Source organism: Kitasatospora sp. NPDC096128, from assembly GCF_040303105.1.
GTDB lineage: Bacteria > Actinomycetota > Actinomycetes > Streptomycetales > Streptomycetaceae > Kitasatospora.
Window position 1 is genome coordinate 126,004 of record NZ_JBEOSP010000006.1, and the last position, 25,592, is coordinate 151,595.

26 protein-coding genes are annotated in these 25,592 nt (G+C 72.1%); 7 read left to right on the plus strand and 19 right to left on the minus strand.

The genetic code is table 11. From position 1 onward, the window contains the following. On the plus strand, positions 1–2,350 hold a 2,350-nt coding region (locus ABTY61_RS09395; RefSeq protein WP_502895254.1), incomplete at its 5' end, for a polarized growth protein Scy-related protein. A gap of 117 nt (positions 2,351–2,467) precedes the next feature. Then, positions 2,468–3,397, plus strand: coding sequence for a coiled-coil domain-containing protein (locus ABTY61_RS09400; protein WP_188306039.1), 930 nt, complete (start codon positions 2,468–2,470; stop codon positions 3,395–3,397). A 90-nt stretch (positions 3,398–3,487) separates the two neighbouring features. Here the strand turns inward: ABTY61_RS09400 and ABTY61_RS09405 are convergent, their stop codons facing one another. After that, positions 3,488–3,799 carry a hypothetical protein gene (locus ABTY61_RS09405; RefSeq protein ID WP_350504356.1) on the minus strand — a complete coding sequence of 104 codons (312 nt, stop codon included), beginning with the start codon at positions 3,797–3,799 and terminating at the stop codon, positions 3,488–3,490. Then, a complete protein-coding gene (locus tag ABTY61_RS09410; protein ID WP_350504357.1) occupies positions 3,796–4,593 on the minus strand; it encodes an alpha/beta fold hydrolase in 798 nt (265 codons plus the stop codon). The genes ABTY61_RS09405 and ABTY61_RS09410 overlap by 4 nt, the downstream gene beginning before the upstream one ends. Before the next feature lie 105 nt (positions 4,594–4,698). Between ABTY61_RS09410 and ABTY61_RS09415 the strand changes: the two genes are divergently transcribed. Further along, a complete protein-coding gene (locus tag ABTY61_RS09415; protein WP_350504358.1) occupies positions 4,699–5,703 on the plus strand; it encodes an ABC transporter ATP-binding protein in 1,005 nt (334 codons plus the stop codon). A 1-nt stretch (position 5,704) separates the two neighbouring features. Further along, on the plus strand, positions 5,705–6,472 hold the full coding sequence (locus ABTY61_RS09420; RefSeq protein ID WP_350504359.1) for an ABC transporter permease: 768 nt from the start codon (positions 5,705–5,707) through the stop codon (positions 6,470–6,472). 66 nt (positions 6,473–6,538) lie between these two features. Here ABTY61_RS09420 and ABTY61_RS09425 read toward each other — a convergent pair whose 3' ends face one another. Then, positions 6,539–6,862 (minus strand): Rv1322 family protein, encoded by a 324-nt coding sequence (locus ABTY61_RS09425; RefSeq protein WP_350504360.1) that lies wholly within the window; start codon positions 6,860–6,862, stop codon positions 6,539–6,541. Between the two features lie 229 nt (positions 6,863–7,091). On the opposite strand from ABTY61_RS09425, the gene ABTY61_RS09430 reads away from it, so the two are divergent. Then, positions 7,092–8,399, plus strand: coding sequence for an LLM class flavin-dependent oxidoreductase (locus ABTY61_RS09430; protein ID WP_350504361.1), 1,308 nt, complete (start codon positions 7,092–7,094; stop codon positions 8,397–8,399). Between the two features lie 67 nt (positions 8,400–8,466). Here the strand turns inward: ABTY61_RS09430 and ABTY61_RS09435 are convergent, their stop codons facing one another. Beyond that, on the minus strand, positions 8,467–8,859 hold the full coding sequence (locus ABTY61_RS09435; RefSeq protein WP_350504362.1) for an SCO5389 family protein: 393 nt from the start codon (positions 8,857–8,859) through the stop codon (positions 8,467–8,469). A 480-nt stretch (positions 8,860–9,339) separates the two neighbouring features. On the opposite strand from ABTY61_RS09435, the gene nucS reads away from it, so the two are divergent. Then, on the plus strand, positions 9,340–9,999 hold the full coding sequence (nucS, locus tag ABTY61_RS09440) for an endonuclease NucS (protein ID WP_350504363.1): 660 nt from the start codon (positions 9,340–9,342) through the stop codon (positions 9,997–9,999). Between the two features lie 4 nt (positions 10,000–10,003). Here the strand turns inward: nucS and ABTY61_RS09445 are convergent, their stop codons facing one another. The 5 genes from ABTY61_RS09445 to ABTY61_RS09465 all read right to left on the minus strand — a co-directional run bounded on the left by ABTY61_RS09445 (position 10,004) and on the right by ABTY61_RS09465 (position 16,184). Further along, complete coding sequence (locus ABTY61_RS09445; RefSeq protein WP_350504364.1) at positions 10,004–12,322, minus strand: AAA family ATPase; 2,319 nt, start codon at positions 12,320–12,322, stop codon at positions 10,004–10,006. A 183-nt stretch (positions 12,323–12,505) separates the two neighbouring features. Beyond that, entirely contained in the window at positions 12,506–12,823 is a 318-nt protein-coding gene (locus ABTY61_RS09450; RefSeq protein WP_350504365.1) for an STAS domain-containing protein, read from the minus strand. Between the two features lie 385 nt (positions 12,824–13,208). Continuing rightward, positions 13,209–14,078 carry a 3-hydroxyacyl-CoA dehydrogenase family protein gene (locus ABTY61_RS09455; RefSeq protein WP_350504366.1) on the minus strand — a complete coding sequence of 290 codons (870 nt, stop codon included), beginning with the start codon at positions 14,076–14,078 and terminating at the stop codon, positions 13,209–13,211. A gap of 256 nt (positions 14,079–14,334) precedes the next feature. Beyond that, the gene (locus tag ABTY61_RS09460) at positions 14,335–14,985 is read right to left on the minus strand and encodes a response regulator (RefSeq protein WP_350504367.1); all 651 of its coding nucleotides are present in this window, start codon (positions 14,983–14,985) and stop codon (positions 14,335–14,337) included. Continuing rightward, positions 14,982–16,184, minus strand: coding sequence for a sensor histidine kinase (locus ABTY61_RS09465; protein WP_350504368.1), 1,203 nt, complete (start codon positions 16,182–16,184; stop codon positions 14,982–14,984). Before ABTY61_RS09465 ends, ABTY61_RS09460 begins: the two co-directional genes overlap by 4 nt. A gap of 156 nt (positions 16,185–16,340) precedes the next feature. On the opposite strand from ABTY61_RS09465, the gene ABTY61_RS09470 reads away from it, so the two are divergent. Beyond that, a complete protein-coding gene (locus ABTY61_RS09470; RefSeq protein ID WP_350504369.1) occupies positions 16,341–16,934 on the plus strand; it encodes a hypothetical protein in 594 nt (197 codons plus the stop codon). Here the strand turns inward: ABTY61_RS09470 and ABTY61_RS09475 are convergent. From ABTY61_RS09475 to atpB, 10 genes are all read right to left on the minus strand, one after another. Beyond that, positions 16,931–17,503 carry a cob(I)yrinic acid a,c-diamide adenosyltransferase gene (locus ABTY61_RS09475; RefSeq protein WP_350504370.1) on the minus strand — a complete coding sequence of 191 codons (573 nt, stop codon included), beginning with the start codon at positions 17,501–17,503 and terminating at the stop codon, positions 16,931–16,933. The genes ABTY61_RS09470 and ABTY61_RS09475 overlap by 4 nt on opposite strands. 22 nt (positions 17,504–17,525) lie before the next feature. Then, the gene (locus tag ABTY61_RS09480) at positions 17,526–18,026 is read right to left on the minus strand and encodes a DUF2550 domain-containing protein (protein WP_350504371.1); all 501 of its coding nucleotides are present in this window, start codon (positions 18,024–18,026) and stop codon (positions 17,526–17,528) included. A 148-nt stretch (positions 18,027–18,174) separates the two neighbouring features. Continuing rightward, a complete protein-coding gene (locus tag ABTY61_RS09485; protein WP_350504372.1) occupies positions 18,175–18,558 on the minus strand; it encodes a F0F1 ATP synthase subunit epsilon in 384 nt (127 codons plus the stop codon). A 184-nt stretch (positions 18,559–18,742) separates the two neighbouring features. Then, complete coding sequence (atpD, locus tag ABTY61_RS09490; RefSeq protein WP_350504373.1) at positions 18,743–20,188, minus strand: F0F1 ATP synthase subunit beta; 1,446 nt, start codon at positions 20,186–20,188, stop codon at positions 18,743–18,745. A gap of 2 nt (positions 20,189–20,190) precedes the next feature. Further along, on the minus strand, positions 20,191–21,105 hold the full coding sequence (locus ABTY61_RS09495; RefSeq protein ID WP_350504374.1) for a F0F1 ATP synthase subunit gamma: 915 nt from the start codon (positions 21,103–21,105) through the stop codon (positions 20,191–20,193). Positions 21,106–21,137: 32 nt separating this feature from the next. Next, positions 21,138–22,712 (minus strand): F0F1 ATP synthase subunit alpha, encoded by a 1,575-nt coding sequence (atpA, locus tag ABTY61_RS09500; protein WP_350504375.1) that lies wholly within the window; start codon positions 22,710–22,712, stop codon positions 21,138–21,140. Positions 22,713–22,870: 158 nt separating this feature from the next. Beyond that, a complete protein-coding gene (locus ABTY61_RS09505; protein ID WP_350504376.1) occupies positions 22,871–23,686 on the minus strand; it encodes a F0F1 ATP synthase subunit delta in 816 nt (271 codons plus the stop codon). Then, complete coding sequence (locus tag ABTY61_RS09510) at positions 23,683–24,243, minus strand: F0F1 ATP synthase subunit B (protein ID WP_350504377.1); 561 nt, start codon at positions 24,241–24,243, stop codon at positions 23,683–23,685. Before ABTY61_RS09510 ends, ABTY61_RS09505 begins: the two co-directional genes overlap by 4 nt. 37 nt (positions 24,244–24,280) lie before the next feature. Beyond that, the gene (gene atpE / locus ABTY61_RS09515; RefSeq protein ID WP_350504378.1) at positions 24,281–24,514 is read right to left on the minus strand and encodes an ATP synthase F0 subunit C; all 234 of its coding nucleotides are present in this window, start codon (positions 24,512–24,514) and stop codon (positions 24,281–24,283) included. A gap of 84 nt (positions 24,515–24,598) precedes the next feature. Beyond that, positions 24,599–25,414, minus strand: coding sequence for a F0F1 ATP synthase subunit A (atpB, locus tag ABTY61_RS09520; protein WP_350504379.1), 816 nt, complete (start codon positions 25,412–25,414; stop codon positions 24,599–24,601). Positions 25,415–25,592: the final 178 nt, after the last annotated feature.

The window sequence follows — 25,592 nt, forward strand, 5'->3', positions numbered from 1 at the left end:
GCGCGAGGCCGCAGAGGCCCACGCCGACCGCGTCCGCACCGAAGCCGAACAGCACGCCACCGAGCTGCGCACCGAGGTCGAGCAGTACGCCGCCGAGCAGCGCGCCGAGGCCGAGCAGGCCGCGGCCGAGCTGCGCGCCCTCGCCCTGCGGGAGACCACCCAGCAGCGCGAGGCCGCAGAGGCCCACGCCGACCGCGTCCGCACCGAAGCCGAACAGCACGCCACCGAGCTGCGCACCGAGGTCGAGCAGTACGCCGCCGAACTGCGCACCGAAGTCGAGCAGTACGCCGCCGACCACCGCGCCGAGGCCGACGAGCTGCTGGAGCAGGCCGAGGCCGCCGCCGAGCAGCGCCGGGCCGAGGCCGCCCAGGACGCCAAGGCCACCCGCGAGAAGGCCGCCGCCGAACTGGCGCTGGCCAACGAGCAGGCCGAGACCGTCCGGGCGGAGGCCGGCCGGGAGCTGTCCGAGGCCCGCGCCACCGCCGACGGCATCCGCGCCGAGGCCGCCGCCGAGCTGGAGCAGGCGCGCGCCGACGGCGAGGACCTGCTGGCCGCCGCCCGGGCCGAGGGCGCCGAGCTGGTCGCCGCCGCCGACGAGGAGGCCGCCGAGGTCCGCCAGTCGGTGGCCGGCCTGCACGAGGCCGCCGCCGAGCAGATCGCCGCGCTGCGGGCCACCGCGGAGCAGGACGCCGCGGACACCCGCGAGCGCGCCGAGCTGGACGCCGCCGAGGTGCGCGAGTCGGCCGACCGGGAGACCGCCGAGCAGCGCGAGGCCGCCGACCGGTACGCGGCCGAGGTGCGCGAGCTGGCCGACCGGGAGACCGCCGAGCAGCGCGACCTGGCCGAGCGCGAGACCGCCGAGCAGCGCGAGGCCGCCGACCGGTACGCCGCCGAGCTGCGCGCCCGGACCGAGGCCGAGACCACCGCCCTGCGCGAGCGGACCGAGCGGGAGCTCACCGCCGAGCGCGAGGCCGTCGAGGCCGAGCTCGGCCACCAACGGGCCGAGGCCCAGGCCTACGACGAGCAGCTGCGCGCCGAGGCCGAGGCCGAGTTGCGGGCCGCCCAGGAGGCCGCCGAGCAGCTGCGCGCGGACGCCGCGGCGCAGGCCGCCCGTACCGTCGCCGACGCCGACGCCCTGGGCCTGCGGACGATCGCCGACGCCGAGGAGCTGGCCGCCGGGCTGCGCGCCGAGGCCGAGGAGTACGCGCTCGCCACCCGCACCCTGGCCGACGAGTACGACACCGCCACCCGCGCCCGCGCCGACGCCTACGACGCGGAGACCCGGGAGGCCGCCGAGCAGTTCGACAAGGCCACCCGCGAGCGGGCCAAGTCCGTCCTGGAGAAGGCCTTCGCCGACGCCGAGTCGCTCGGCGAGGACGCCCAGACCACCGCGCTGGCCACCACCGCCGCCGCCGAGGAGCAGGCGGACGCGATGGTCGCCGCCGCCCGCAAGGAGGCCGACCGGCTGGTCGCGGCCGGCGAGGCCGCAGGTCAGGCCGAGGTCGAGAAGGGCCGCTCCGACGCCGACACCCTGCTCGCCGAGGCCCGCCGGGACGCCACCGCGATCCGCGAGCGCGCCGAGGAGCTGCGCGAGCGCACCGACGCCGAGGTGGAGGCGCTGCACGAGCGGGCCCGCAAGGAGAACGCGGCGGCCATGAAGTCGGCCGGCGAGCGGGTGGACGCGCTGGTGACGGCCGCCCAGGAGCAGCTGACCGAGGCCGAGGAGCAGGCGGTGGCCACCGTCGCCGAGGCCGAGGACCGCGCCGCCGCCCTGGTCGCGGCCGCCGAGGACCGGGCCGCCGAGCTCACCTCGGAGGCCTCCGCGGAGGCCAGCAAGGTCCGGCTGTCCGCCGTCCGCAAGGCCGAGGGCCTGCTCAAGGAGGCGGAGACCAAGCTCGCCAACTCCACCGACCGGGCCGAGTCGCTGATCGAGAAGTCCGAGGCGAAGCTGCGCTCGGCGGAGGCGGAGGCCGAGGAGCGGCTCGACAGCGCGGCCGCCGAGGCGGAGAAGCGGCTGCGCGACGCAGACCGCACCGCGGACGAGCAGATCGAGCTGGCGAAGGCGGAGGCCGAGCGGCTGATCGCCGAGGCGAAGGCGGAGGCGGAGCGGGTCACCGAGGAGGGCCGGCGCGAGCTGGACGAACTGGTGCGCCGCCGCAAGGACATCAACACCGAGATCTCCAGGGTCCAGGACGTGCTGTCGGCGCTGGAGGCGTTCGAGGCACCGTCACCGGTCGCCCAGGGCAACGGGGGAAGCAACACCAAGAAGGACGGGGGCGCCAAGGCCGGCGCCGGAGTCGGCTCGCCCCGGTCGGGTGGCAATCGCTCCAAGAGCGCACCACCCGATTGAGCGGACATTGGCGGTCATTGTCCGTGAGACAACGGCATTTCGCCGTCGACACTCCGGTACCGTGTCAGGATTCCCTCAACCACCTCAGCGGTTTGACGACAGGAAGCCCAGAGTCCCATGAGCGACAGTCACTCCCCTCACGGCTTCGACCTGGTACGCCGTGGGTACGAGCGCGCCCAGGTCGACGAGCGGATCACCAAGCTGGTGGCCGACCGTGACAGCGCACTGACCCGGATCAGTGCGCTGGAGAAGCGCATCGAGGAGCTCCACCTCGAAACCCAGACCGCCCAGGCGGCGGTGGCCGAGCAGGAGCCCTCCTACGCCGGTCTCGGCGCCCGGGTCGAGAAGATCCTGCGGCTCGCCGAGGAGGAGGCCAAGGACCTGCGCGACGAGGCGCACCGCGCCTCCGAGCAGCACCGCGAGCTGGCCGAGGCCGCCGCCCAGCAGGTCCGCACCGAGGCCGAGAACTACGCCAAGGACCGCAAGGCCAAGGCGGAGGACGAGGGTCTGCGGATCGTCGACAAGGCGAAGAGCGACTCCGCCCAGCTGCGTGCCGAGGCCAACAAGGACGCCCAGAACAAGCGCGAGGAGGCGGACGCCCTCTTCGAGGAGACCCGCACCAAGGCCGCCCAGGCCGCGCTGGAGTTCGAGACGAACCTGGCCAAGCGCCGCGAGCAGTCCGAGCGCGACCTGGCCGCCCGTCAGGCCAAGGCCGAGAAGCGCCTCGCCGAGATCGAGCACCGGGCCGAGCAGCTGCGCCTGGAGGCCGAGAAGCTGCGCACCGACGCCGAGCGCCGGGCCCGCCAGACCGTCGAGACGGCCCAGCGCCAGTCCGAGGACATCGTGGCGGACGCCAACGCCAAGGCGGACCGCATCCGCAGCGAATCCGAGCGCGAGCTGGCGGCGCTGACCAACCGCCGCGACAGCATCAACGCCCAGCTGACCAACGTCCGCGAGATGCTGGCGACGCTGACCGGCGCGGCCGTGGCCGCCGCCTCGCTGCCGAACGACGACACCATGGGCGTGCCGGCCCAGCAGTCGCGCTGACGCAGCCGCCGACGCGGTCCCGCGACAGGCCCTCACCCGCCCGGGTGAGGGCCTGTCGCACGTCCGCGTGTCACCACTCCGGGCCCTCTTTCACCGGGGGTAGGCCCCGTCGGGCCGCTGGTGCCCGCTGCTGAGCTGGTTGCCCTCGTCGTCCGACACGGTGCCGTACCAGGACGTGCACCAGACCGACACCGAGTCGGGCCAGTACTGCACCTCGAAGGGGTGTCCGGACCCGTAGTCGCCGTACGAGGTGACGATGAAGGTCTCGCCCGGGCGCATCCAGTAGTCCTCGCCGAGCGGCTCCAGGGTCAGCTCCACCAGCCCCTCGCCGCGGTTGGTCACCGGCATCCGGCCGGTGACCTCCAGCGCGGAGAAGTCCCAGCCCGCCGGGTCCGGGCTCATCCGGCGGCCACCCGGGCGAGCAGACGGCGGACGGCGGCGTCGAACGCCCCCGGGGACTCCAGGGCGCTCAGGTGGCCCACGCCGGGGACGACGGTCAGCTCGGCGTCCGGGCGGGCCCGGAGCATCAGTTCGGCCTCCTCCGGCGCCACCAGGGCGTCCAGGGCGCCCGCGAGGAGCGCGACCGGCACCCGGAGCCCGGCCAGTACGTCCAGGGAGTCCGGACGGGCCGCCATGGCCCGCTGGGCCCAGGCGACGGAGGCCGGCGGCGCGGCGGCCACCATCGCCTGCACCCGCTCCACCAGGTGCTGCGAGTCGGGGCCGAGCTGCCCGGCCGCGACCTGCTCGTCCAGCAGCAGCTGGACGCTGCCCCGGGCGGTGACGGCGGCGGCGATCCGCTCCCGGTTCGCCCGGGCGGCGTCGGTGTCCGCGGTGGCGCGGGTGTTGGCCAGCAGCAGGCCGGACAGCCGGTCCGGGTGGCGGCGGGCGAAGGCGAGCGCCACGTAGCCGCCCATGGAGAGGCCGCCGACCACCGCGCGGTCGATCCCGGCCGCGTCCAGCAGCAGCGCCAGGTCGTCGGCGACGAGGTCCAGCGAGGGTTCGTCGGCGCCCAGCTCGGTGCCGCCGAAACCCCGCTGGTCGGGGGCGAGCACCCGGACCTCGTCCCCGGTGAGTCCGGGCAGCGCGTCCAGCTGGGCGGACCACATCGAGGAGTTCAACGGGAAGGCGTGCAGCAGCACGAGGGGTGTTCCGGTACCGCTCTCGCGGACGGACACTGCGGAAGGGAGCTGACTCATGCAGCCACCGTATTCGGGTGGACGGGGTGAGCCCACTCAGCGGGCCCACCCGACGGGCCCCGGCATCCGCTTTGTCCTAGCCTGACAGAGAGTAAGGGAGCGCCAATGATCGAGTTGCACGACCTGACAAAACGTTACGGCAAGACGCTCGCGGTGGACCGGCTCAGCTTCACCGTCCCCCAGGGCGTGGTCACCGGCTTCCTCGGCCCCAACGGCGCGGGCAAGTCCACCACCATGCGCATGATCCTCGACCTGGACCGCCCCACCGGCGGCCGGGTCACCATCGACGGCAGGCGCTACGGGCAGCTCAGCGAGCCGCTCAAGTACATCGGCGCCCTGCTGGAGGCCAAGGCCGTCCACCCCGGCCGCACCGCCCGCGACCACCTGCTCTGGCTCGCCCAGAGCAACCGGATCCCGACCAGGCGGGTGGACGAGGTACTCGCCCTGGTCGGCCTCACCCCGGTCGCCCGCAAGCGCGCCCGCGGCTTCTCCCTCGGCATGGGCCAGCGCCTGGGCATCGCCTCCGCCCTGCTCGGCGACCCGGAGATCGTCATGTTCGACGAACCGGTCAACGGCCTCGACCCGGAGGGCATCCTCTGGATCCGCAACCTGATGAAGCGCCTGGCCGGCGAGGGCCGGACGGTCTTCGTCTCCTCCCACCTGATGAGCGAGATGGCCGTCACCGCCGACCACCTGGTGGTCATCGGCAAGGGCCGGCTGCTCGCCGACCTGCCGATGCCGGAGTTCATCCGGCGCAACTCCCGCTCCGCCGTCCGGCTGCGCACCCCCCAGCCCGAGCGCCTGCTCGACGTCCTGGCCGGGGCCGGGCTTCGGCACGAACCGGGCCCCGACGGCTCCTACGAGGTGGTCGACGGCGACATCGCCCGGCTCGGCGAACTGGTCTCCGCTCACGGTGTGGTGCTGCACGAACTCAGCCCCCAACAGGCCTCGTTGGAGGAGGCGTTCATGCAGATGACGGCGGACTCGGTCGAGTACCACGCGGGCGACGGCCCCGGCCGGGACGCCGCCGGCGCCCCCGGGGAGTGGGGCGCGGGCTGGAACGCGGACGGCAGCCGGCCGGCCGCGGCGGCGCGGCAGGAGGAGAACTGAGATGACGTCCTTCCCGGCGATCCTGCGCTCCGAGTGGACGAAGATCCGCAGCGTCCGCTCCACGGTCTGGACGCTCGCCCTGGCCTTCGTGGTCACCGTCGGCATCGGCGCGCTGCTGTCCCTGCTCACCAACAACAACTTCACCGAGTTCAGACGCCACGAGCAGACCCCGTTCGACGCCACCGGCACGGCCTTCTCCGGCATCATGCTCGGCGAGCTGGCCATCATCGTCTTCGGGGTGCTGGCGATCGGCAACGAGTACAGCAGCGGCATGATCAGGGTCACCCTGGCCGCCGTCCCCCAGCGCGGCACCCTGCTGGCCGGCAAGGCGATGGTGCTCGGCTCGCTCGCCCTGGCCGTCTCGCTGGTGACCGCGTTCGTCACCTTCTTCGTCGGCCAGGCGCTGCTCGGCCCGCACTCCACCACCCTGGGCGAGCCGAACGTGCTGCGCGCGGTGTTCGGCGCCGCGCTCTACCTGACGATGCTCTGCCTGTTCTCGGCCGGCGTCACCGCCATGCTGCACAACCAGACGCTCGCCCTGGGCGTGCTGGTGCCGTTCTTCTTCCTGCTCTCGCCGATCCTCTCGGCGGTGCCGAAGGTCAAGACCCTGGCCCACTACTTCCCCGACTACGCCGGCTCGCGGATGCTGCTGGTCTACGAGCAGAACGGCCAGCCGTACGGGCCGTGGGCGGGCTTCACGATCTGCCTGGCCTGGACGCTGGCCGCGCTGGCCGGCGGCGCGCTGGTGCTCAAGAACCGCGACGCGTAAGGGCGTTCGGACTTTCGAGCGGCAGCGGACCAGCCGGATCAGCCGGATCAGCCGGACCGGTTCGGATCAGTACCGCGGAGCGCCGCGGCCTCGCAGCACGTTGGAGGCCCGGCGCTCCCGCGCTCCCCAGCACGCCCGGTGCCAGTGCCGCCGGTCGTCCACCCCGCCGCCGTGCACCGGCCAGGCCACCACGTGGCCCACCCGGGGCGGGATCTCCTGGTCGCAGCCCGGGCAGCGGTAGAAGCGTCCCGACGTCCCGGCGACCGTCTGCACCACCCAGTCGTCACCCTGGTAGCTCTCGGTGCGGCGCAGCGAACCGCCGAGCGGGGCGGCGGCCGGCTCGGCGTTCTCGCGGTCGGCGGCGCTCTTGATCCGGTTGCGGCGGGGCACGGCGGACTGCCTCTCTTCCGGGGGCTCGAAGTCGTTCCAGCCTACGGGTGTCAAACCCTTTTATTGGCCTCTATCACGGCATCGGCCGACCGTCCGGGCTTTTTGCCGAGATCCACCCGATCATCGGGGAAATTCTGGGTTCCGCGTGCCATTGGCACATGACATCGGATACCCACGAGTGGACAGGCGGGGCCCGCAGACCCTGCGTGCACCCGAGGAGGCCCCCAGGATGACCAAGACCAGCCCGCGCGCCGAGACCCGCCGACCCATCGGTGTGCGCCCGCCCGCCCCCGGCCCGACGCTCACCTCCGTGCCGCCGCTCGCCGTCACGGGCGAACCGCTGGGCGCCGTGCAACGTGTCGGCGCACTGCCGCCGGACACCGCACCGGTACGGGTCGGCGCGTTCCTGTTGTCCGCGCAGTTCCCCGGCCAGAGCCACGGCGAGGTGCTGGAGCGCACCGTCCGGGCCACCGTCGAGGCCGAACGTGCGGGCCTGGACAGCGTATGGCTGGCCGAGCACCACTTCGTCCCGTACGGGGTCTGCCCCAACGCCGCGACCCTGGCCGCACTGCTGCTCGGCCGCACCCGCCGGATCGGCATCGGCACCGCGGTCAGTGTGCTCTCCACCAGCCACCCGGTGACCCTCGGCGAGCAGGCCGCGCTGCTGCACCTCACCTCCGGCGGGCGCTTCACGCTCGGGGTGGGCCGCGGCGGGCCGTGGATCGACCTGGACGTGTTCGGCAGCGGCGTGGGCGCCTTCGAGAACGGCTTCCCGGAGCGGTTGGACCTGCTGCTGCGCTGGCTGCGCGGCTCCCGGGTGGGCGCGGACGGGCCGCAGTTCTCCTTCCCCGAGGTGGCCGTGGTGCCGCAGGCCACCGAGTCGCCGCGCCGACCGGGTCTGGGCAGCTGGCTCGGCCTGGACGAGCCCACCGGCCCGGTGCTCTTCCCGCGCCAGCGCCAGGACGCCGACGGCCTCGCCGAGGAACGCAACCGCGCCGGACGGCCGGTGGCCGGACCGCCGGTGGTGGTCGCCTGCACCTCCCCGGGCGGGGTGCGGCTGGCCGCCGAACGCGGCCTGCCGATGCTGCTCGGCATGCACTCCGGCGACGACGACAAGCTGCGGATGCTGGAGCTCTACCGCACGGCCTGGCTGGCCGCCGGACGCGGCGAGGAGCAGCTGCGCCGGGTGACCCGCCAGCACGTCGCGGCGGGCGTGGCCCAGGTGGACGACCGCGCCTCGACCGCCCGGGCGACCCTGCTGAACGCGATGCCCGGCTGGTTCGAGCACGGGCTCGGCGCCCACCGCACCGTGGACGGCCGCGAGCGCAAGATGCGCGACCCGCACCAGTACACCGAACTGCTCTGCGACCTGCACGCGGTGGGCACCCCGAGGCAGTGCGCCGACCGGCTGCTGGCCACCGCCGAGCGCACCGGCATCCGCCGCTTCGCCCTGCTCGCGGAGGGCAGCGGCGACCGCGAGGCGACCCTGCACAACATCGCCAGGCTCGGCTCCGAGGTGCTGCCGCAGCTGGGCTGACCGCACCGGCCCGGACCGCCGCCCCTCCCCCCGCACCGGAGGACGGGGGCGGCCGGCTCCGGCCGGTTCAGCAGTCCCGCAGCTCCTCGGACTGGTTGAGCAGCTGCTCCCGGACGGAGGTGAAGCGGTCGTACCGCGCCTCGTTGGCCTCCGACGGCACGAACACCGCCACCCGGTGACAGTTCTGGAACGCCAGCCGGACGCCGAAGTGGCGCTGCAGGGCGCCCCGGATGGCATCGCTGGCCAGGGCGCGCAGCAGCTGGCCACGGGCCTGCTCGCTGGGCGGCGGCACCTGGTTGTCGGCGAAGTCGGTGCCGTCGACCTTCGCCTGGGCGACCAGCGAGCTGATCAGGTCCCAGGCGTACGGCAGCGAGACGCGGACGCAGTCGACGAATTCCCGCTCGTCGACCTCGCCCCGCTCGGCCTTTTCCAGCAGGGCCGGTGAGACGTCGAGCGACATGGATTCTCCTCTCGCGGTCCACCCGCGCGGCGCCCGGGTGGTCATGCGTAGTCCAAGCTCACAGGGAGGGTGGGCGAAACAGCAGGTGGTGTCCGGAACGCCGTCGGACGGGCGTTTCCGGTACCTGTTGCGAAGGCGGCGGCGCCACTGGACGTGACGTCCTGAACACCGACCGCGTCAGAACAGCGTGGCAGTCAACGGCGGGGCAGGCCTGTCGTTCCTACGGATTGCTCCGGAAATACGCCGTGGTGCACCAGAATGGCCTGATCCCGTCGGATCGTTCATCTGAAGTCTCCATCCCCGTTGACAGCGACCCCGCATCCGTACCGTCACACACCGTAGCGACCCGAGGGGGCGTACGCCAGAGCGCGGCGAGCGGTGGCGGGACCGCGAACCTCCATGTTCGCGGGGTTCGCGCTTTCTTCACCCGGTCCTCGCGGAATCGCATCAACTGGCCCCGGTGGGCTAGCGTGGTCGACCGTGCGTCTCGTAATTGCCCGCTGCTCAGTCGACTATGCCGGTCGGCTCTCCGCCCATCTGCCCTCCGCCACCAGGCTGATCCTGGTCAAGGCCGACGGCAGCGTCAGCATCCACGCCGACGACCGCGCCTACAAGCCGCTCAACTGGATGTCCCCGCCGTGCGCCCTCAAGGTGGCCGACGGGGTCTGGACGGTGGAGAACAAGGCCGGCGAGAAGCTCATCATCACGCTGGAGGAGGTGCTGCACGACTCCTCCCACGAACTCGGGGTGGACCCCGGCCTGATCAAGGACGGCGTCGAGGCCCACCTCCAGGAGCTGCTCGCGGACCGGATGGAGGTGCTCGGCAGCGGCTGGTCGCTGATCCGCCGCGAGTACCCGACCGCGATCGGCCCCGTCGACATCCTCTGCCGCGACGGCGACGGTGCCACCGTCGCCGTCGAGATCAAGCGCCGCGGTGAGATCGACGGCGTCGAGCAGCTCACCCGCTACCTCGAACTCCTCAACCGGGACCCGCTGCTGGCCCCGGTCAAGGGCGTCTTCGCCGCGCAGGAGATCAAGCCCCAGGCCCGCGTCCTGGCCACCGACCGGGGCATCGGCTGCGTGGTGCTGGACTACGACGAGCTGCGCGGCATCGACGACGACAAGCTCAAGCTGTTCTGACCGGTCAGGCCGGACTCGGCGTCGGGCCGGGCGTGCCGGTCGACGTGGCCGTCGCACTCGGCGTCGGGCTCGGCTTGGCGGTCGTCGTCGCTGTCGGGCTCGGCGACGACGAGGTACCGCCGCCCGGCTGAGTGCCTCCCCCGCCGTTGCCCCCGCCGTTCCCACCGCCGCTGCCGCCGCCCGAACCGCCCTGCTTCGGCGGCTCCGGCGGCTGCGGCTGCCCCGGGACGGGCTGCTGCGACTGCCCCTGCGGGGCGTCCAACCCGGTCGCCCCCGGCGAGGCGCTGGGCCGCTTCGACGGCGAGGCGCTCGGCGAGCGCGAGGCACTGCCGCTCGCCGAGGGCTCCGGGCTGGTCCCCGTCCCCGTCGGCGCGCCCGGCTCGGTGCCGGGAGCACCGGACGGGCCCGGCGAGTTGTCCGCGGACGGCAGCGGCGCCGGCGCGTCGCCGTTCTCGCCGACCTGGTCCAGCTGACCGTGCGGCTCCTTCCCCTTGGGCTCCTCCGGCCCGGTGAGGCTCATCGCCACCGCCGTACCGAGCACCCCGAAGGTGAGCAGCGCCGCGGAGGCCACCACCACCCGGCGGCGCTTGCCGGCCCGGGCCTTCAGGCCGGCCGGCACCCGGGCGGCGATCTTGCGGATCACCGGCCCGCGACTCGGCGCGGCGGCCGCCGCGGCGGGCAGTTGACGGCCGTCGGCGCGCAGCAGGTCGAGCATCCGGCGCGCGGAGGCGACCCCGCGCTGCTCCCCGATGGTGGCCCGCAGGGTGAGCGCGGTCTCCAGTTCGGCGATCGCCCGGGAGGGCTGCTGGAGGCAGATCGCGAGCACGCCCGCCTCGTGGTGGAACCAGGCCTGGTCGACCGTCGAGCCGGTCCGCCGGGCCGCCTCCAGGCCGAGTTGCAGCACCCGCTCCCAGGCGCCCCAGCGCAGCGACAGCGCCAGGGCGGGCGCCGCCGCCCGGGCCAGCCGGACGACCGCGTCGTGTCGCCCGGCGGTCCGGTCCGCGAGCAGCACCCCGATCAGCACCTCGGCCTCGGCGGCGATCTGCGCCAGCGACACCGAGCTGTGCCCGACCCACCAGGCGAAGTGCTGGGCGGCGCCGTCGACGCTGCCGCGGGCCGGCCAGTGCGGGACGAGCAGTTCGAGCGCCCCGGCGGTCAGCCGGTGGTGCCCGCCGATGGACACCGCGAGTCCGGCGTCGGCGAGTTCGGCCAGCGCGCTCTCGCCCTGGCCGACGTCGATCAGCGCGGGCAGGTGCGGCGCGGTGGGACACTCGCCGCCGAGCGCGACGGCCAGCCGCAGCACGGCCTGCGCGGCCTCGCTCAGCCCCTCCGCGAGCCGGACGGCGGGCGAGGCGGTCTCCGCGACCGAGGGCAGCGGGACGGTGCGCCGCAGCGCGTTCTCCCGGACCGCCGGGTCGGGGTCGTGGACGGGCTCCTCGACCGCGCCGAAGACGTCCAGCCGGTCCTGCTCGGCGGCGACCAGCGCGTCCACCGCGACGTCCCGCTGGCGCAGCAGCGCGGCGGCCTGGACGAAGCGCAGCGGCAGGCCCTCGGACTCGAACCAGAGGTCGACCGCCCAGGCCTTCTCGGCGACGTCCAGCGGACGCCCGGCGAGCCGGCCGGTGAGGGCCAGGCAGGCGGGCCGGGAGAGCCCGGGGACGAGGTGGTCCCGCAGCCGGGAGTCGGCGGGCAGCGACGGGCCACCGGGGGCGACCGAGATCAGGAAGGCGCAGCCGGGGGCGGCGGCGAGCAGTTCCTCCAGCTCGGCGCCGACCGGCTCGGCCTCGTCGATCACGACGACCGCGCGGACCCCGGCGAGGTGGGCGGCCAGCTGGCCCGGGTCGGGCCGGTAGCCGGGGGCGTGGTGGGTGGCCGCGAAGAGGTCCTGGAGCAGGTCGGCGGAGGTGCGGCGGTGGCCGCAGAGCTGGACGACACCGCCGGGGGCGAGGTCGGCGGCGGCCTCGGCGACGGCCGACAGCAGGGTGCTGCGGCCCGAGCCGGCCTGGCCGACCAGGCGTATCGATCGGCCCTCGGAGAGCAGGCCGAGCAGCTCGGCGATGTCGGCCTCGCGGTCGAGCAGCGGCAGGTCGGTGGGACCGGCGCCGAGGGCGAGCGGGCCGACCGCCCGGCCGACGCCGCCGACCGGGCCGCGGGCGGGCTCGCTGCGTTCGATCCGGCGCGGGCGGGGCCGCCACTCCTCCGGACAGGGGCGGGCCTCGGAGCCGTCCGGGGCGCCGACGCCGACCAGCAGGCCGCCGGAGACCAGTTCGCCGCCGCGGGTGCGGGCGGCCTCCTGCCGGAACTCCCCGGATGGCTGTGCCACGTTCTGCTCCGCATCGTGTTCGGCCGCCGGCGCCCCGCGCCGGCCGGCACACGTCTCGGTCGCGGCCGCGGGCGGGCTGTGGGCAGCCGGCCCCGGGCGGCCGTCATCTGACGGGCAGACTCTCGCACATCCGGGCCCGAGAGTGCAGCGCGGTCCGGTGCGGGAAAGGTGAAGGGAGAAGCCCTAGGAGACCTGCACCTCGGGGATCCCGCCGTCGACGGCGAGGATGCGGTGCAGCTTGGTGGCCACCAGCAGCCGCTGGAGCTGCGCGGGGACGGCGCGCAGCACGAGCCGGCGGCCGATCCGGCCGGCCCGCCGGTGGGTGCCCATGATCACCCCGAGGCCGGTGGCGTCCCAGAACTCCAGCCGGCCGAGGTCCAGCACGAGGTCGCCGAGGCCGCCGTCCACGGCCTGGTGCAGCCGGGCCCGCGCGTCGGCGGCGGTGCGCACGTCGAGGCGGCCTTCGATGGCCAGCGCCGTGTGGTCGCCGGTGATGCGCATGCTCTCCTCCTTCGCCTGGGTGGCCTGGTGCGGGGTGGGTCCGGCCCCGGCCGCGACGGGTCGGGAGGCGGGACGGCCCCCGGATCGGAGTGGGACTGCCCGGGCGGAGCGCCTGTGACGGCTCGGCTCGCGCCCGGCCCCGGGCGGAATACCGGGTTCCCTCATCTGACGGTGGAGCAGCGCCGCAGGTTGCTGGTTTCCGCCGTGATCTGAAGCAACTTCACTCGTCCGAGGGAATATACGCAGGAACTCCCCATACCTACGCTCGATTACCGCCCAAATCACCCGTCTGCGGCACCCGGCGTGAGGAAGCTCACCCGCCCCGGCGCAGCGGGCCGTACGATGCCCGATCGCACGGCCCACCAGGGCGTTCAGCCCCGTCGGCTCACTTGCTCTCGTACGGGTAGAAGCCGCGGCCGCTCTTGCGGCCGAGGTCACCGGCGGTGACCATGCGGGCCATGATCTCCGGGGCGGCGAACTTCTCGTCCTGGGTCTCGGTGTAGATGTTGCGGGCGGCGTGCAGCAGGATGTCGACGCCGGTCAGGTCGGCGGTCTGCAGCGGGCCCATCGCGTGGCCGAAGCCGAGGCGGCAGGCGGTGTCGATGTCCTCGGCGGTGGCCACGCCCGACTCGTAGAGCTTGGCGGCCTCGATGACCAGCGCGGTGATCAGGCGGGTGGTGATGAAGCCGGCCACGTCGCGGTTGACCACCACGACGTCCTTGCCGACGCCCTCGGCGTAGGCGCGGGCGGCGGCCAGGGTCTCGTCGCTGGTCTTGTAGCCGCGGACCAGCTCGACCAGCTTCATCATCGGGACGGGCGAGAAGAAGTGGACGCCGACGACCGACTCCGGCCGCTGGGTGACGGCGGCGATCCGGGTGATCGGGATCGCGGAGGTGTTGGAGGCCAGGACGGCGCCGTCCTTGGCGAGCTTGTCCAGCTCGCGGAAGACGCTCTCCTTGACGTCCAGGTTCTCGAACACGGCCTCGACCACGATGTCGGCCTCGGCGACGGCGCCCAGGTCGGTGGTGGTGGTGATGCGGCCCAGCGCGGCCTCGGCGTCCTCGGCGCTCAACTTGCCCTTGGAGACGAACTTCTCGTACGAGGCGCGGATGCCGGCGAGGCCGCGCTGCAGCGCCTCCTCGGTCACGTCCCGCAGCACCACCGGGTGGCCGGCCTGTGCCGACACCTGGGCGATGCCGGCGCCCATCAGGCCGGCACCGATCACGGCGATCTGCTTGCTGGACGCATTGCTCATGGCTGGGTCTCCCGATGCCGTCGCCGCCTCGCGGGCGGGCCCTGAAGGCGGCTCAGGGCAGGGATCACCGCCAACGAGCCGCTGTGCTCGATTCCGCCGCCTCGCTGGCGCTCGGCGGTCGCTCTCGCGAAGCGCGCAGATCAATTCGTTCGCTCGCTCCGCTCGCTCACGCGGGACTCTAATGCCCAAATCGTCCGTGCAATAGCAATCGGGAGTGTGATCTGCAACCGACCTGGTCACCCGACCAGGATGGTCGTCAGATGGTCAGACCGAGGTCCTGCGCCAGGATCGCCGCCTGCACCCGGCTGCGCAGCCCCAGCTTCGCCAGGATCCGGCTGACGTGGGTCTTGGTGGTCGCCTCCGCCATCTCCAGCCGGGCCGCGATCTCCCCGTTGGACATCCCGGCCCCGAGGCAGGCCAGCACCTCCCGTTCACGCACGGTCAGGCCCGTCACCGCCGTCCGGGCCTCCGGTCCGACCGGGCGCCCGGGGCGGGCGAAGGTGCCGATCAGCCGCCTGGTCACCGAGGGCGCCAGCATGCCGTCCCCGCGCGCCACCGTGCGGATGCCCTCGACCAGGGTGTCCGCCTCCAGGTCCTTGAGCAGGAACCCGGCCGCGCCGGCCCGCAGCGCGCCGTAGACGTACTCGTCCAGGTCGAAGGTGGTCAGCACCAGCACCTGGGCGGCTCCGGCCTCGACCACCTGGCGGGTCGCCGAGACGCCGTCCAGCCGGGGCATCTGCACGTCCATCAGCACCACGTCGGGCCGCAGCTCCAGGGCCAGCCGGACGGCCTCCTGCCCGTCGGCGGCCTGCCCGACCACCTCGATCCCGGGCTCGGCGCGCAGGATCATCACCAGCGCCGCCCGCACCGCCGCCTGGTCCTCGGCCACCAGCACCCGGATCGTCATGTCCGTCCCTCGCTCTCCCGGCCGCGCGGCAGCACCGCGCGCACCCTCCAGTACCCGTCCCGCGGCCCGGCCTCGAAACTGCCGCCGAGCAGCCCCGCCCGCTCCGACATGCCCACCAGCCCGGCCCGGGCGCCGGGCAGTTCGCGGCCCGGCCCGCCGCGGTACGGGCTGTCGACCGCGATCCGCAGCGCGTCGGGGCCGAACTCCAGCCGCAGCGCGACCAGTCCGGGCCCGGCGTGTTTGAGCGCGTTGGTCAGCGACTCCTGCACGATCCGGTAGGCGGCCAGCCCGACCGGCACCGGCAGTTCGCCACGCTCGCCGCTCTCGGTCAGCTCGAAGTCCAGGCCGACGTCCTGTCCGGCGGCCCGGGCGTGGTCCAGCAGGGCGTCCACCGCGGCGAGGTCCGGCGCCGCGTACGACTCGTCGGCCTCTCCCCCGCCGCTGTCCCGGAGCAGCCCGATCATGCGACGCATTTCGGCCAATCCCTGGACGCTGTTCTCCCGGATCACCGCCAGCACCTCGACCAGCGGATCGTCCTCGGGCAACCGCCGCCGCCGGGCGACCGACTGGGCGCCGGTGGCGTGGATCGCGATCGCCGACAGGTGGTTGGCCACCACGTCGTGCAACTCCCTTGCCATCCGGGCGCGTTCGGCGCCGACCGCCTCACGCCGGTCCATCTCCGAGAGCAGCGCGGTCTGTTCGGCCCGCAGCCGCTCGGCCTCCGCCACCTCCCGGTGCTTGCGCACCAGGTCGCCGGTCCACACCGGCGCCAGGAACACCAGGGAGCTGACCACCACGATCAGCAGCCCGGCCGCCGTACCGGACGCCCACCACGCCAGGGCGGAGAGCCCCAGCACCGTGGAACCACCGGTCAGGTGCAGCACCCGGGACATCCGGTGGGTGCCGTAGAGCACCGCCGCGTACAGCAGGTCGGTGTACATGATCGTCGTCGCCAGCAGGCTGCCGGCGAGGATGCCCCCCGCGAAGGCAAGCCCGCCCAGCGACACCGCGAGCACCGGCCTGGTCCGCCGGACCAGCTCCAGCCCCGCCATCACCAGCAGCGGCGCCACCACCGCCCACAGCGGCAGGCGGCCGGCCCGGTCGTACACCTTGAACACGATCAGCACGGCACCGCCGAGCAGCCCGCACAGGGCGATCAGCCGGTCCAGTTGCCGCGGGGGGAGGGACGGTACGAGCACACCCCCATCCCACCATCCCCGGCGGCCCGCCCGGCTCCGGTCCACGGAGGAGCCCGCTACATCGAAAGGTGCAGGCCCGGACGGCACCCGGCGACGACGACAACCGCACGCCCGCGCACGAGCCTGGAGGCACACCCCACCGACCGGGAGCAGAACGTGATCGTCACCCTCATCGTCGCCGCCGAGATCTCCTGGTGGATCGTGCTCGGCCTGGGCCTCTCCGCCCGCTACCTGCTGCGGTGGCGCCGCACCAGCACCCTGCTGCTGCTCGGCCTGCCGGCGGTGGACCTCGCCCTGTACGCGCTGACCGTCCTGGACCTGCGCGGCGGCGCCACCGCGAGCTGGACGCACGCCCTGGCGGCGAGCTACGCGGGTTTCTCGGTCGGCTACGGCCCCTCGCTGGTCGCCTGGGCCGACCGGCACTTCCTGCACCGCTTCGCCGGCGGCCCCAAGCCGCTGCCCGCCCCCAAGTACGGTCCGGAGCGGACGGCCCACGAGTGGCAGATCGCCAGGCGGACGGTCGTCTCGGCCGTGATCACCCTGACCCTGATCACCCTGCTCGTCCCGCTGTCCGCGGGCTCCGCCCACTTCGGCACCTTCGCCCAGTGGTACTGGAGGCTGGGCATCGCGGCCGTCGTCAACGTGGTCGTGGCCGGCTGCTTCTCGCGCTGGCCCAAGGAGGCGCCGGCCGGCGTCGCGGTGGTCGACGGCCGGGTGGTGGAGCAGCCGGCCCCGGAGAAGGTGCGCTAGCGGTTCTCGCCGGGCACCCAGAGCACGTCGCCGCGCTCCTTGTTGGCCACCCGGGCCAGGATGAACAGCAGGTCGGACAACCGGTTGAGGTACTTCGCGGTCAGCGGGTTGACGGAGTCCCCGTACGCGTCGATCGCCGCCCAGGTCGAGCGCTCGGCCCGCCGCACCACCGTGCAGGCCAGGTGCAGGTGGGCCGCACCGGGCGTACCGCCGGGCAGGATGAAGCTGCGCAGCTTCTCCACCTGCTCCAGGTAGTGGTCGCAGTCCCCTTCGAGCCGGTCGATGTAGGACTGCAGCACCCGCAGCGGCGGGTACTTCGGGTCCTCGACCACCGGCGTGGACAGGTCCGCGCCGACGTCGAACAGGTCGTTCTGGACCCGGATGAGCACGGCCGCCACGTCCTCGGGCAGTGCGCCGACCGCCAGGGCCACCCCGATCGCCGCGTTCGCCTCGTTGGCGTCGGCGTACGCCATCAGCCGCGGGTCGGTCTTGGTGGTCCGGCTCATGTCGCCGAGCGCGGTGGAGCCGTCGTCCCCGGTACGGGTGTAGATGCGCGTCAGATTGACCATGCGGCCACCCTAGCCGGGCGGGTCAGGCGACGTTGACCCTCTGCCCGGGGGGAGCGGCCTCCAGCCAGGCCAGGAAGCCGGTGAGCGCGTCCTCGCTCATCGCCAGCTCCAGCGGCACCCCGTTGTGCAGACAGCGCAACACCACCGAGCCGGAGAGCAGCGCCAGCTCCTCCTGGCCCTCCGGGTAGCGCCGGCCGAGGACCTCGATCTCCCGGCGCGGCAGCACCCGGCGCGGGCGCGGGGCGTACGAGAAGACCCGGAACCACTCGATCGAGTCGCCGCTGTACCGGCCGATACCAAAAACCCACCCCTTGCCGTCGGTCGGTGGGACCGGGGCGGAGGTGGGTTTGCCGTTCTCGTCGAGGTCGGGCTGCGTCGAGGCGTCGGCCGGCATTTTGAGCCGGTAACTGCAGTCGAACGTGCCGCCGACCCGCTGGATCAGGCGGCGGCGTACGGCGAAGGCCATCAGGCCGATCACTCCCAGCGCCACGACCGCCGCACACACCACAAGCGCGAGGACCATGCTCACCTACCTCCTCGCTACCCGCGTTCCCCGTTACGGTCGTACCAGACGACCGCGCTGACCTACCAACTACGACGACAGTCCCGGGGTCACGCTCGCGCGTCCCCGGGACCGTCGGTCGACCCCGTGAAGCCGGGGTCAGGCACACTCAGGCGTGGGCCTTGAGGCCGCGCGCCGCGAACAGTCGGACCTCGGCGCGACGCTCGGCGTGCGCGTCCAGGTCGGACTGGGCCTGCTCCAGCGCGCGCTCGGCACGCGCGACGTCGATCTCGTCCGCCAGCTCGGCGATCTCCGCGAGCAGAGACAGCTTGTTGTCGGCGAAGGAGATGAAGCCGCCGTGCACCGCGGCGATCACGGTGCCGCCGTCCACCGTGCGGATGGTGACCGGACCGGTCTCCAGCACGCTCAGCACCGGGGTGTGGCCCGGCATGATGCCGGTGTCACCGGAGGCCGTACGGGCGACGACGATGGTGGCCGCACCGGACCACACCTTGCGGTCGGCTGCGACCAGCTCGACGTGCAGCTCAGCCAACGTGGGCTCCTAGGCTCATGCAACCCCCGATTACTCGGGAGTTTCGGTAAGAATAACGGCCCCGCGCCTCCGGCATGAAACCGGCGGCACGGATTTGACCGGAATCACAGCCGATGCGACGCGAGGGGTGGGTCCCAGGGCTGGGGCCCACCCCTCACGGTCACTCAGCTGCTACCGGCCGCGATTACTTCTTCGCCAGCTCGGCGGCGTTCTTCTCCAGGTCCTCGATGCCACCGCACATGAAGAAGGCCTGCTCCGGGACGGAGTCGTACTTGCCGTCGGCGATCGAGTTGAAGGCCTCGATGGTCTCCGACAGCGGCACGGTCGAGCCCTCGACACCGGTGAACTGCTTCGCCACGTAGGTGTTCTGCGAGAGGAAGCGCTCGATGCGACGGGCGCGGTGCACCGTGATCTTGTCCTCTTCGGACAGCTCGTCCATACCGAGGATGGCGATGATGTCCTGGAGGTCCTTGTACTTCTGCAGGATCCCCTTGATACGGACGGCCGTCTCGTAGTGGGTCGCCGTGATGTACCGCGGGTCGAGGATGCGGGACGTGGAGTCCAGCGGGTCGACGGCCGGGTAGATGCCCTTCTCCGAGATCGGGCGCGACAGAACGGTGGTCGCGTCCAGGTGGGCGAAGGTGGTGGCCGGGGCCGGGTCGGTCAGGTCGTCCGCGGGGACGTAGATCGCCTGCATCGAGGTGATCGAGTGACCGCGGGTCGAGGTGATGCGCTCCTGGAGGAGGCCCATCTCGTCGGCCAGGTTCGGCTGGTAGCCCACCGCGGAGGGCATGCGGCCGAGCAGGGTCGACACCTCGGAACCGGCCTGGGTGAACCGGAAGATGTTGTCGATGAAGAGGAGCACGTCCTGCTTCTCGACGTCACGGAAGTACTCCGCCATGGTCAGCGCGGAGAGCGCGACGCGCAGACGGGTGCCCGGCGGCTCGTCCATCTGGCCGAAGACCAGCGCGGTCTTGTCCAGAACGCCCGAGTCGACCATCTCGTCGATGAGGTCGTTGCCCTCACGGGTGCGCTCGCCGACGCCGGCGAACACCGACACACCACCGAAGTTCTCGGCGACGCGGTAGATCATCTCCTGGATCAGAACGGTCTTGCCGACACCGGCACCACCGAACAGACCGATCTTGCCACCCGTGACGTACGGGGTGAGCAGGTCGATGACCTTGATGCCGGTCTCGAACATCTCGGTCTTGGACTCGAGGTCCTTGAACTCGGGGGCCTTGCGGTGGATCGGCCAGCGGACCTCGACCTGCTTGTCGAACTCCGCCTTGTCGACGTTCAGCACGTCACCGAGGGCGTTGAACACCTTGCCCTTGGTGATCTGGCCGACCGGCACGGAGATCGCCGAACCGGTGTCGGTGACCTGCGAACCGCGGACCAGGCCGTCGGTCGGCTGCATCGAGATGCCGCGGACCAGGCCGTCGCCGAGGTGCTGGGCGACCTCGAGGGTGAGGGTCTTCTTGCCCGAGCCGTCGGGGTTGTCCACCTCGACGTGCAGGGCGTTGAACATGTCCGGAATCGCGTCGACGGGGAACTCCACGTCGACGACCGGGCCGATGACCCGCGCGACGCGGCCCGTCGCCGTGGTCGGCTCAACAGTGGTGGTCATACTCATTCGCTCCCGCGGCTAGCGTCGGCGAGGGCGTTGGCACCGCCGACGATCTCGCTGATTTCCTGGGTGATCTCGGCCTGACGGGCCGAGTTGGCAAGCCGCGTGAGCGACTTGATGAGCTCGCCGGCATTGTCCGTCGCGCTCTTCATCGCGCGGCGGCGGGCGGCGTGCTCGGAAGCGGCCGACTGCAGCAGCGCGTTGTAGATCCGGCTCTCGACGTACCGCGGCAGCAGCGCGTCGAGCACGCCCTCCGCCGACGGTTCGAAGTCGTACAGCGGGAAGATCTCCGACTTGGCCGACGACTGGTCGCTGAGCTGGACCTCGTCCAGCTTCAGCGGCAGCAGCCGCGCCGCGACCGCGTCCTGCGTCAGCATGGACACGAACTCGGTCGAGACCACGTGGAGTTCGTCCACGCCGCCGGTCTCGGCCGTGAAGGCCTCGATCAGCTCGGCCGCCACCGTCTTCGCGTCGCCGTAGGTCGGCTTGTCCGAGAAGCCCGTCCACGAGTTCCCCACCGCCAGGTTGCGGAAGGTGTAGTACGACAGACCCTTCCGACCGACGATGTAGGTCACGACGTCCTTGCCCTCGCCGCGCAGGCGCTCGGAGAGCGTCAGCGAGGCCTTGATGGCGTTGGACGAGTAACCGCCGGCCAGGCCGCGGTCCGCCGTGATCAGCAGGACCGCCGCGCGGGTGGCGTTCGGGTTCTCGGTGGTGAGCGGGTGCTTGGCGTTGGACCGGGTGGCCACCGCCGTCACCGCCCGGGTGAGCTCATCGGCGTACGGAGCGGAGGCCGCCACCGCGCGCTGCGCCTTGCCGATGCGCGCCGCGGAGATCATCTCCATCGCCTTGGTGATCTTCTTCGTCGCGGTGACAGAGCGGATCCGGCGCTTGTAGACCCGAAGCTGTGCTCCCATGGGTCGTTACGTCCTTTCCCTCGCTACCGGACTCAGGCCTGCTCGGAGAGCAGCTTGCCGTCGGCGGTCTGGTACCCCTGCTTGAAGGCCTCGATCGCGCCGGTCAGGGCGTCGACGGTGCCGTCGGCCAGCAGACCGGTCTCGACGATGCCGGCGAGCAGGTCCTTGTGCTGCAGGCGGACGTGGTCCAGGAACTCGCGCTCGAAGCGGCGGATCTCGGCGACCGGGACGTCGTCCAGCTTGCCGGTGGTGCCGGCCCAGATGGAGACGACCTGCTCCTCGACCGGGAACGGCTGGTACTGGCCCTGCTTCAGCAGCTCGACCATGCGCGCACCGCGCTCCAGCTGGGCCTTGGAGGCCGCGTCCAGGTCGGAGCCGAAGCCGGCGAAGGCCTCCAGCTCACGGTACTGGGCGAGGTCCAGGCGCAGACGGCCGGCGACCGAGCGCATGGCCTTGATCTGGGCGGAGCCACCGACGCGGGAGACCGAGATACCGACGTTCACGGCCGGGCGGATGCCGGCGTTGAACAGGTCGGACTCCAGGAAGCACTGGCCGTCGGTGATGGAGATGACGTTGGTCGGGATGTACGCCGAGACGTCGTTGGCCTTGGTCTCGATGATCGGCAGACCGGTCATCGAGCCGCCGCCCAGGGCGTCGTTCAGCTTGGCGCAGCGCTCCAGCAGGCGGGAGTGCAGGTAGAAGACGTCACCCGGGTAGGCCTCGCGGCCCGGCGGGCGGCGCAGCAGCAGGGAGACGGAGCGGTAGGCCTCGGCCTGCTTCGACAGGTCGTCGAAGATGATCAGGACGTGCTTGCCGTCGTACATCCACTCCTGGCCGATGGCCGAACCGGTGTACGGGGCGAGGTACTTGAAGCCGGCCGGGTCGGACGCGGGAGCGGCCACGATGGTGGTGTACTCCAGCGCGCCGGCCTCCTCCAGGGCGCCGCGGACGGACGCGATGGTGGAGCCCTTCTGGCCCACGGCGACGTAGATGCAGCGGACCTGCTTCTCCGGGTCGCCCGAACGCCAGTTGTCGCGCTGGTTGATGATCGTGTCGACGGCCACCGCGGTCTTGCCGGTCTGGCGGTCACCGATGATCAGCTGACGCTGGCCGCGGCCGATCGGGGTCATCGCGTCGATGGCCTTGATGCCGGTCTGCAGCGGCTGCTTGACCGACTTGCGGGCCATGACGCCGGGGGCCTGCAGCTCCAGGGCGCGACGGCCGCTGGCGGCGATCTCGCCGAGACCGTCGATCGGGTTGCCCAGCGGGTCCACGACGCGGCCGAGGTAGCCGTCGCCGACCGGAACCGAGAGGACCTCGCCGGTGCGGCGCACGGTCTGGCCCTCTTCGATGCCGCCGAACTCACCGAGGACGACGACACCGATCTCGCGGGTGTCGAGGTTCAGCGCGAGGCCGAGCGTGCCGTCCTCGAACTTCAGCAGCTCGTTCGCCATGACCGAGGGCAGGCCCTCGACATGCGCGATGCCGTCCGCCGCGTCAGTGACCTTGCCGACCTCTTCCACAGAAGCGGCGTCCGGCTGGTACGACTGGACAAAGTCGGCCAGCGCGTCCCGGATCTCCTCCGGACGGATCGTAAGCTCCGCCATCAGGCTTCCCTGCTCTCCTAGTTTGCGATCCTCGGCCCGCCATTGAGGGCCGCAAGTACTCGACTCTCGGCCGGGTCGTATGAACCGGCCGTACGTTTTGCCGACTCCTTGGGGAGCCGGTTCCCCGACCGAGGGTCGGATGTGCTGCTCGGGTTTGCTCAGCCTTCGAGCGACTGGCGAGCGCCTTCGAGGCGGCTCGACACGGTGCCGTCGATGATCTCGTCGCCGATCTGCACCCGGACACCGCCGACGACCTCGGGGTCGATGTCGATGTTCAGGTGGACCTGGCGGCCGTACATCCGGCCCAGAGCACCGGTGAGGCGCTCCTTCTGGGCGTCCGACAGCGGCACCGCACTGGTGACCAGGGCCACCACGCGGTCGCGGCGTGCGGCGGCGAGCTTCGAGTAGGACTCGAGGCCCTGCTCCAGGCTACGGCCACGCGGCACGTTGACGAGGGCGGTGACCAGCCGGACGGTGCCGGCGTTGGCGCGGCCGCCGAGCAGCTTGTTGATCAGCTCGGCCTTCGCGACGGCGCCGGCCTTCGGCTCGGTGAGCGCGGCGCGCAGCTCGTGCGAGCCGCTGACCACCCGGCCGAAGCGGAACAGCTCGTCCTCGACGTCGTCCAGGACGCCGGCCTTGTCCGCGGCGATGACCTCGGCGTAGGCGGCGAGCTCCTCGACCGCGTCCACCAGGTCACGCGCACCCGACCAGCGGGAGCGGACCAGGCCGGAGACCAGGTCCACGGCCACGCCGGAGACCTGACCGGTCAGCAGCGAGGTGATCAGCTGGGCCTTGTCCTGGCCCGACCGGGACGGGTCGGTCAGGACGCGGCGCAGCGACACCTCACGGTCCAGTACGGCCGTGACGGCGGTGAGCTCCTCGGCCAGCTTGGCCGCGTCCACCGAGGTGGAGTCGGTCAGGCTGTCCAGGTTCTGCCGGCCGGCGGCGAGAGCCTCGCGGCTGGCGCCGATCACTTGGCCGCACCCTGAGCCACGGCGGCCTTGGCCTCGAGCTCGTTCAGGAAGCGGTCGATCACGCCGCTCTGCCGGGCGTTGTCCTCAAGGGACTCGCCCACGATGCGGGAAGCCAGCTGGGTGGCCAGCGAACCCACATCCTGACGCAGGGCGGACGTCGCCTGCTTCTTGTCGGCCTCGATCTGGGCGTGGCCGGCGGCGACGATGGCCTCGCGCTGACGCTGGCCCTCCTCGCGCATCTCGGCGAGCTGGGCGGCACCCTGCTCGCGAGCCTGCTCGACGATACGGGCAGCCTCGTGGCGCGCCTCGGCGAGCTCGGCACGGTACTGCTCAAGCAGGGCCTGGGCCTCCGCCTGGGCGGCCTCGGCGCGCTCCATGCCGCCCTCGATGGCGTCCCGACGCTCCGACAGCACCTTCTCGATGCTGGGGAGGAGCTTCTTGCCGAGCAGACCGAAGACGATGAAGAAGCAGAGCAGGCCGATGATGACCTCGGGCCACGCGGGAAGCAGGGGGTTCATCTTCTCCCCCTCCTCCGCGAGGTGAGCCGCGACGTTCATATCTGGACCTTCCTCGAAAGGGTCTAACGGCGGGGAATTACTTGCCGGCGCCGAAGACGAACGGCATGACGATGCCGATGAGGGCGAGCGCCTCGGTCAGCGCGAAGCCGATGAACATGTTGGAGCGGATCAGGCCGGCAGCCTCGGGCTGACGGGCCATGGCCTGGACACCGTTACCGAAGATGAGACCAACACCGATGCCGGGGCCGATCGCGGCGAGGCCGTAACCGATCGAGGCGACGGAACCGTAGACCTCAGCGAGGTTCTGCATTTCAGCTTGTCCTTTGCGGGGTGGTGGACCGGTGGTGGTTGGCCACCGGGCGTTCGGGAGGGGAGGCAGCCGGAGCTGCGTGGCTCAGTGCGCTTCTTCCAGGGCACCGGCGATGTAGCTGCTGGCCAGCATCACGAAGATGTAGGCCTGCAGGAACTGCACCAGCAGCTCGAAGGCGGTCAGGCCGACGGCGACCACGAAGGAGGCCGAGCCGTACAGCGCGCCCAGGGTCGGGCTGAGCAGGTACCAGGAGGCGATGGAGAACATCACGATCAGCAGGTGGCCGGCGAACATGTTCGCGAAGGCTCGGACCGCGAGCGTGAAGGGGCGCACGAAGATGTTGGAGAAGAACTCGATCGGCACCAGGATGAACATGACCCAGCCGGGGATGCCCGACGGCCAGCAGAGGTTCTTCAGACCGCCGACGAAGCCGTGCTTCTTGAAGGTCAGCGTCATGTAGGTGATCCACACGACCGCGGCCAGGCCCGCGGGGAAGGCGATCGACGCCGTCACCGGGAACTGCGCGAACGGGATGATCGACATGATGTTCATCAACCAGACGAAGAAGAACATCGAGACCAGCATCGGGACGTACTTCTCGCCCTTCTTGCCGATCGTCTCCATCACGATGGAGCGCTTGACGAAGTCGTAGCCGATCTCGCCGACCAGCTGCAGCTTGCCGGGGACCAGGCGCGGCTTGGCGAAGGCGGCCCAGAAGAACACGACCACCAGCAGCGCGACGATGATCGACAGCAGCATCGGCTTGTTGAAGTCGATGCCGCCGACCGAGAAGATCGGCTTGAACTGGAACTCGTTCAGGCCCGGGGCCGGGAAGCCGCAGCCAGCGTCCCCGAAGTGGCAACTGCCTGAGGCGAGCGAGGACGTGAGTTCAGCACTCACCGCGGACTCCTTCGTCGTGGCGCATGGTTACGGCAACCTCGGTGTGTCGGCGTGGCCTGCGACCACGGAGCGGCACTGGAACTTGATGGGTTTCTCGCCGACCCCGCACGACGGCGCACTGCGCGACTGCGGGATCATCGAAGACTTCGCGGGTCCGGGGGGCGATCAGTCCGCGATC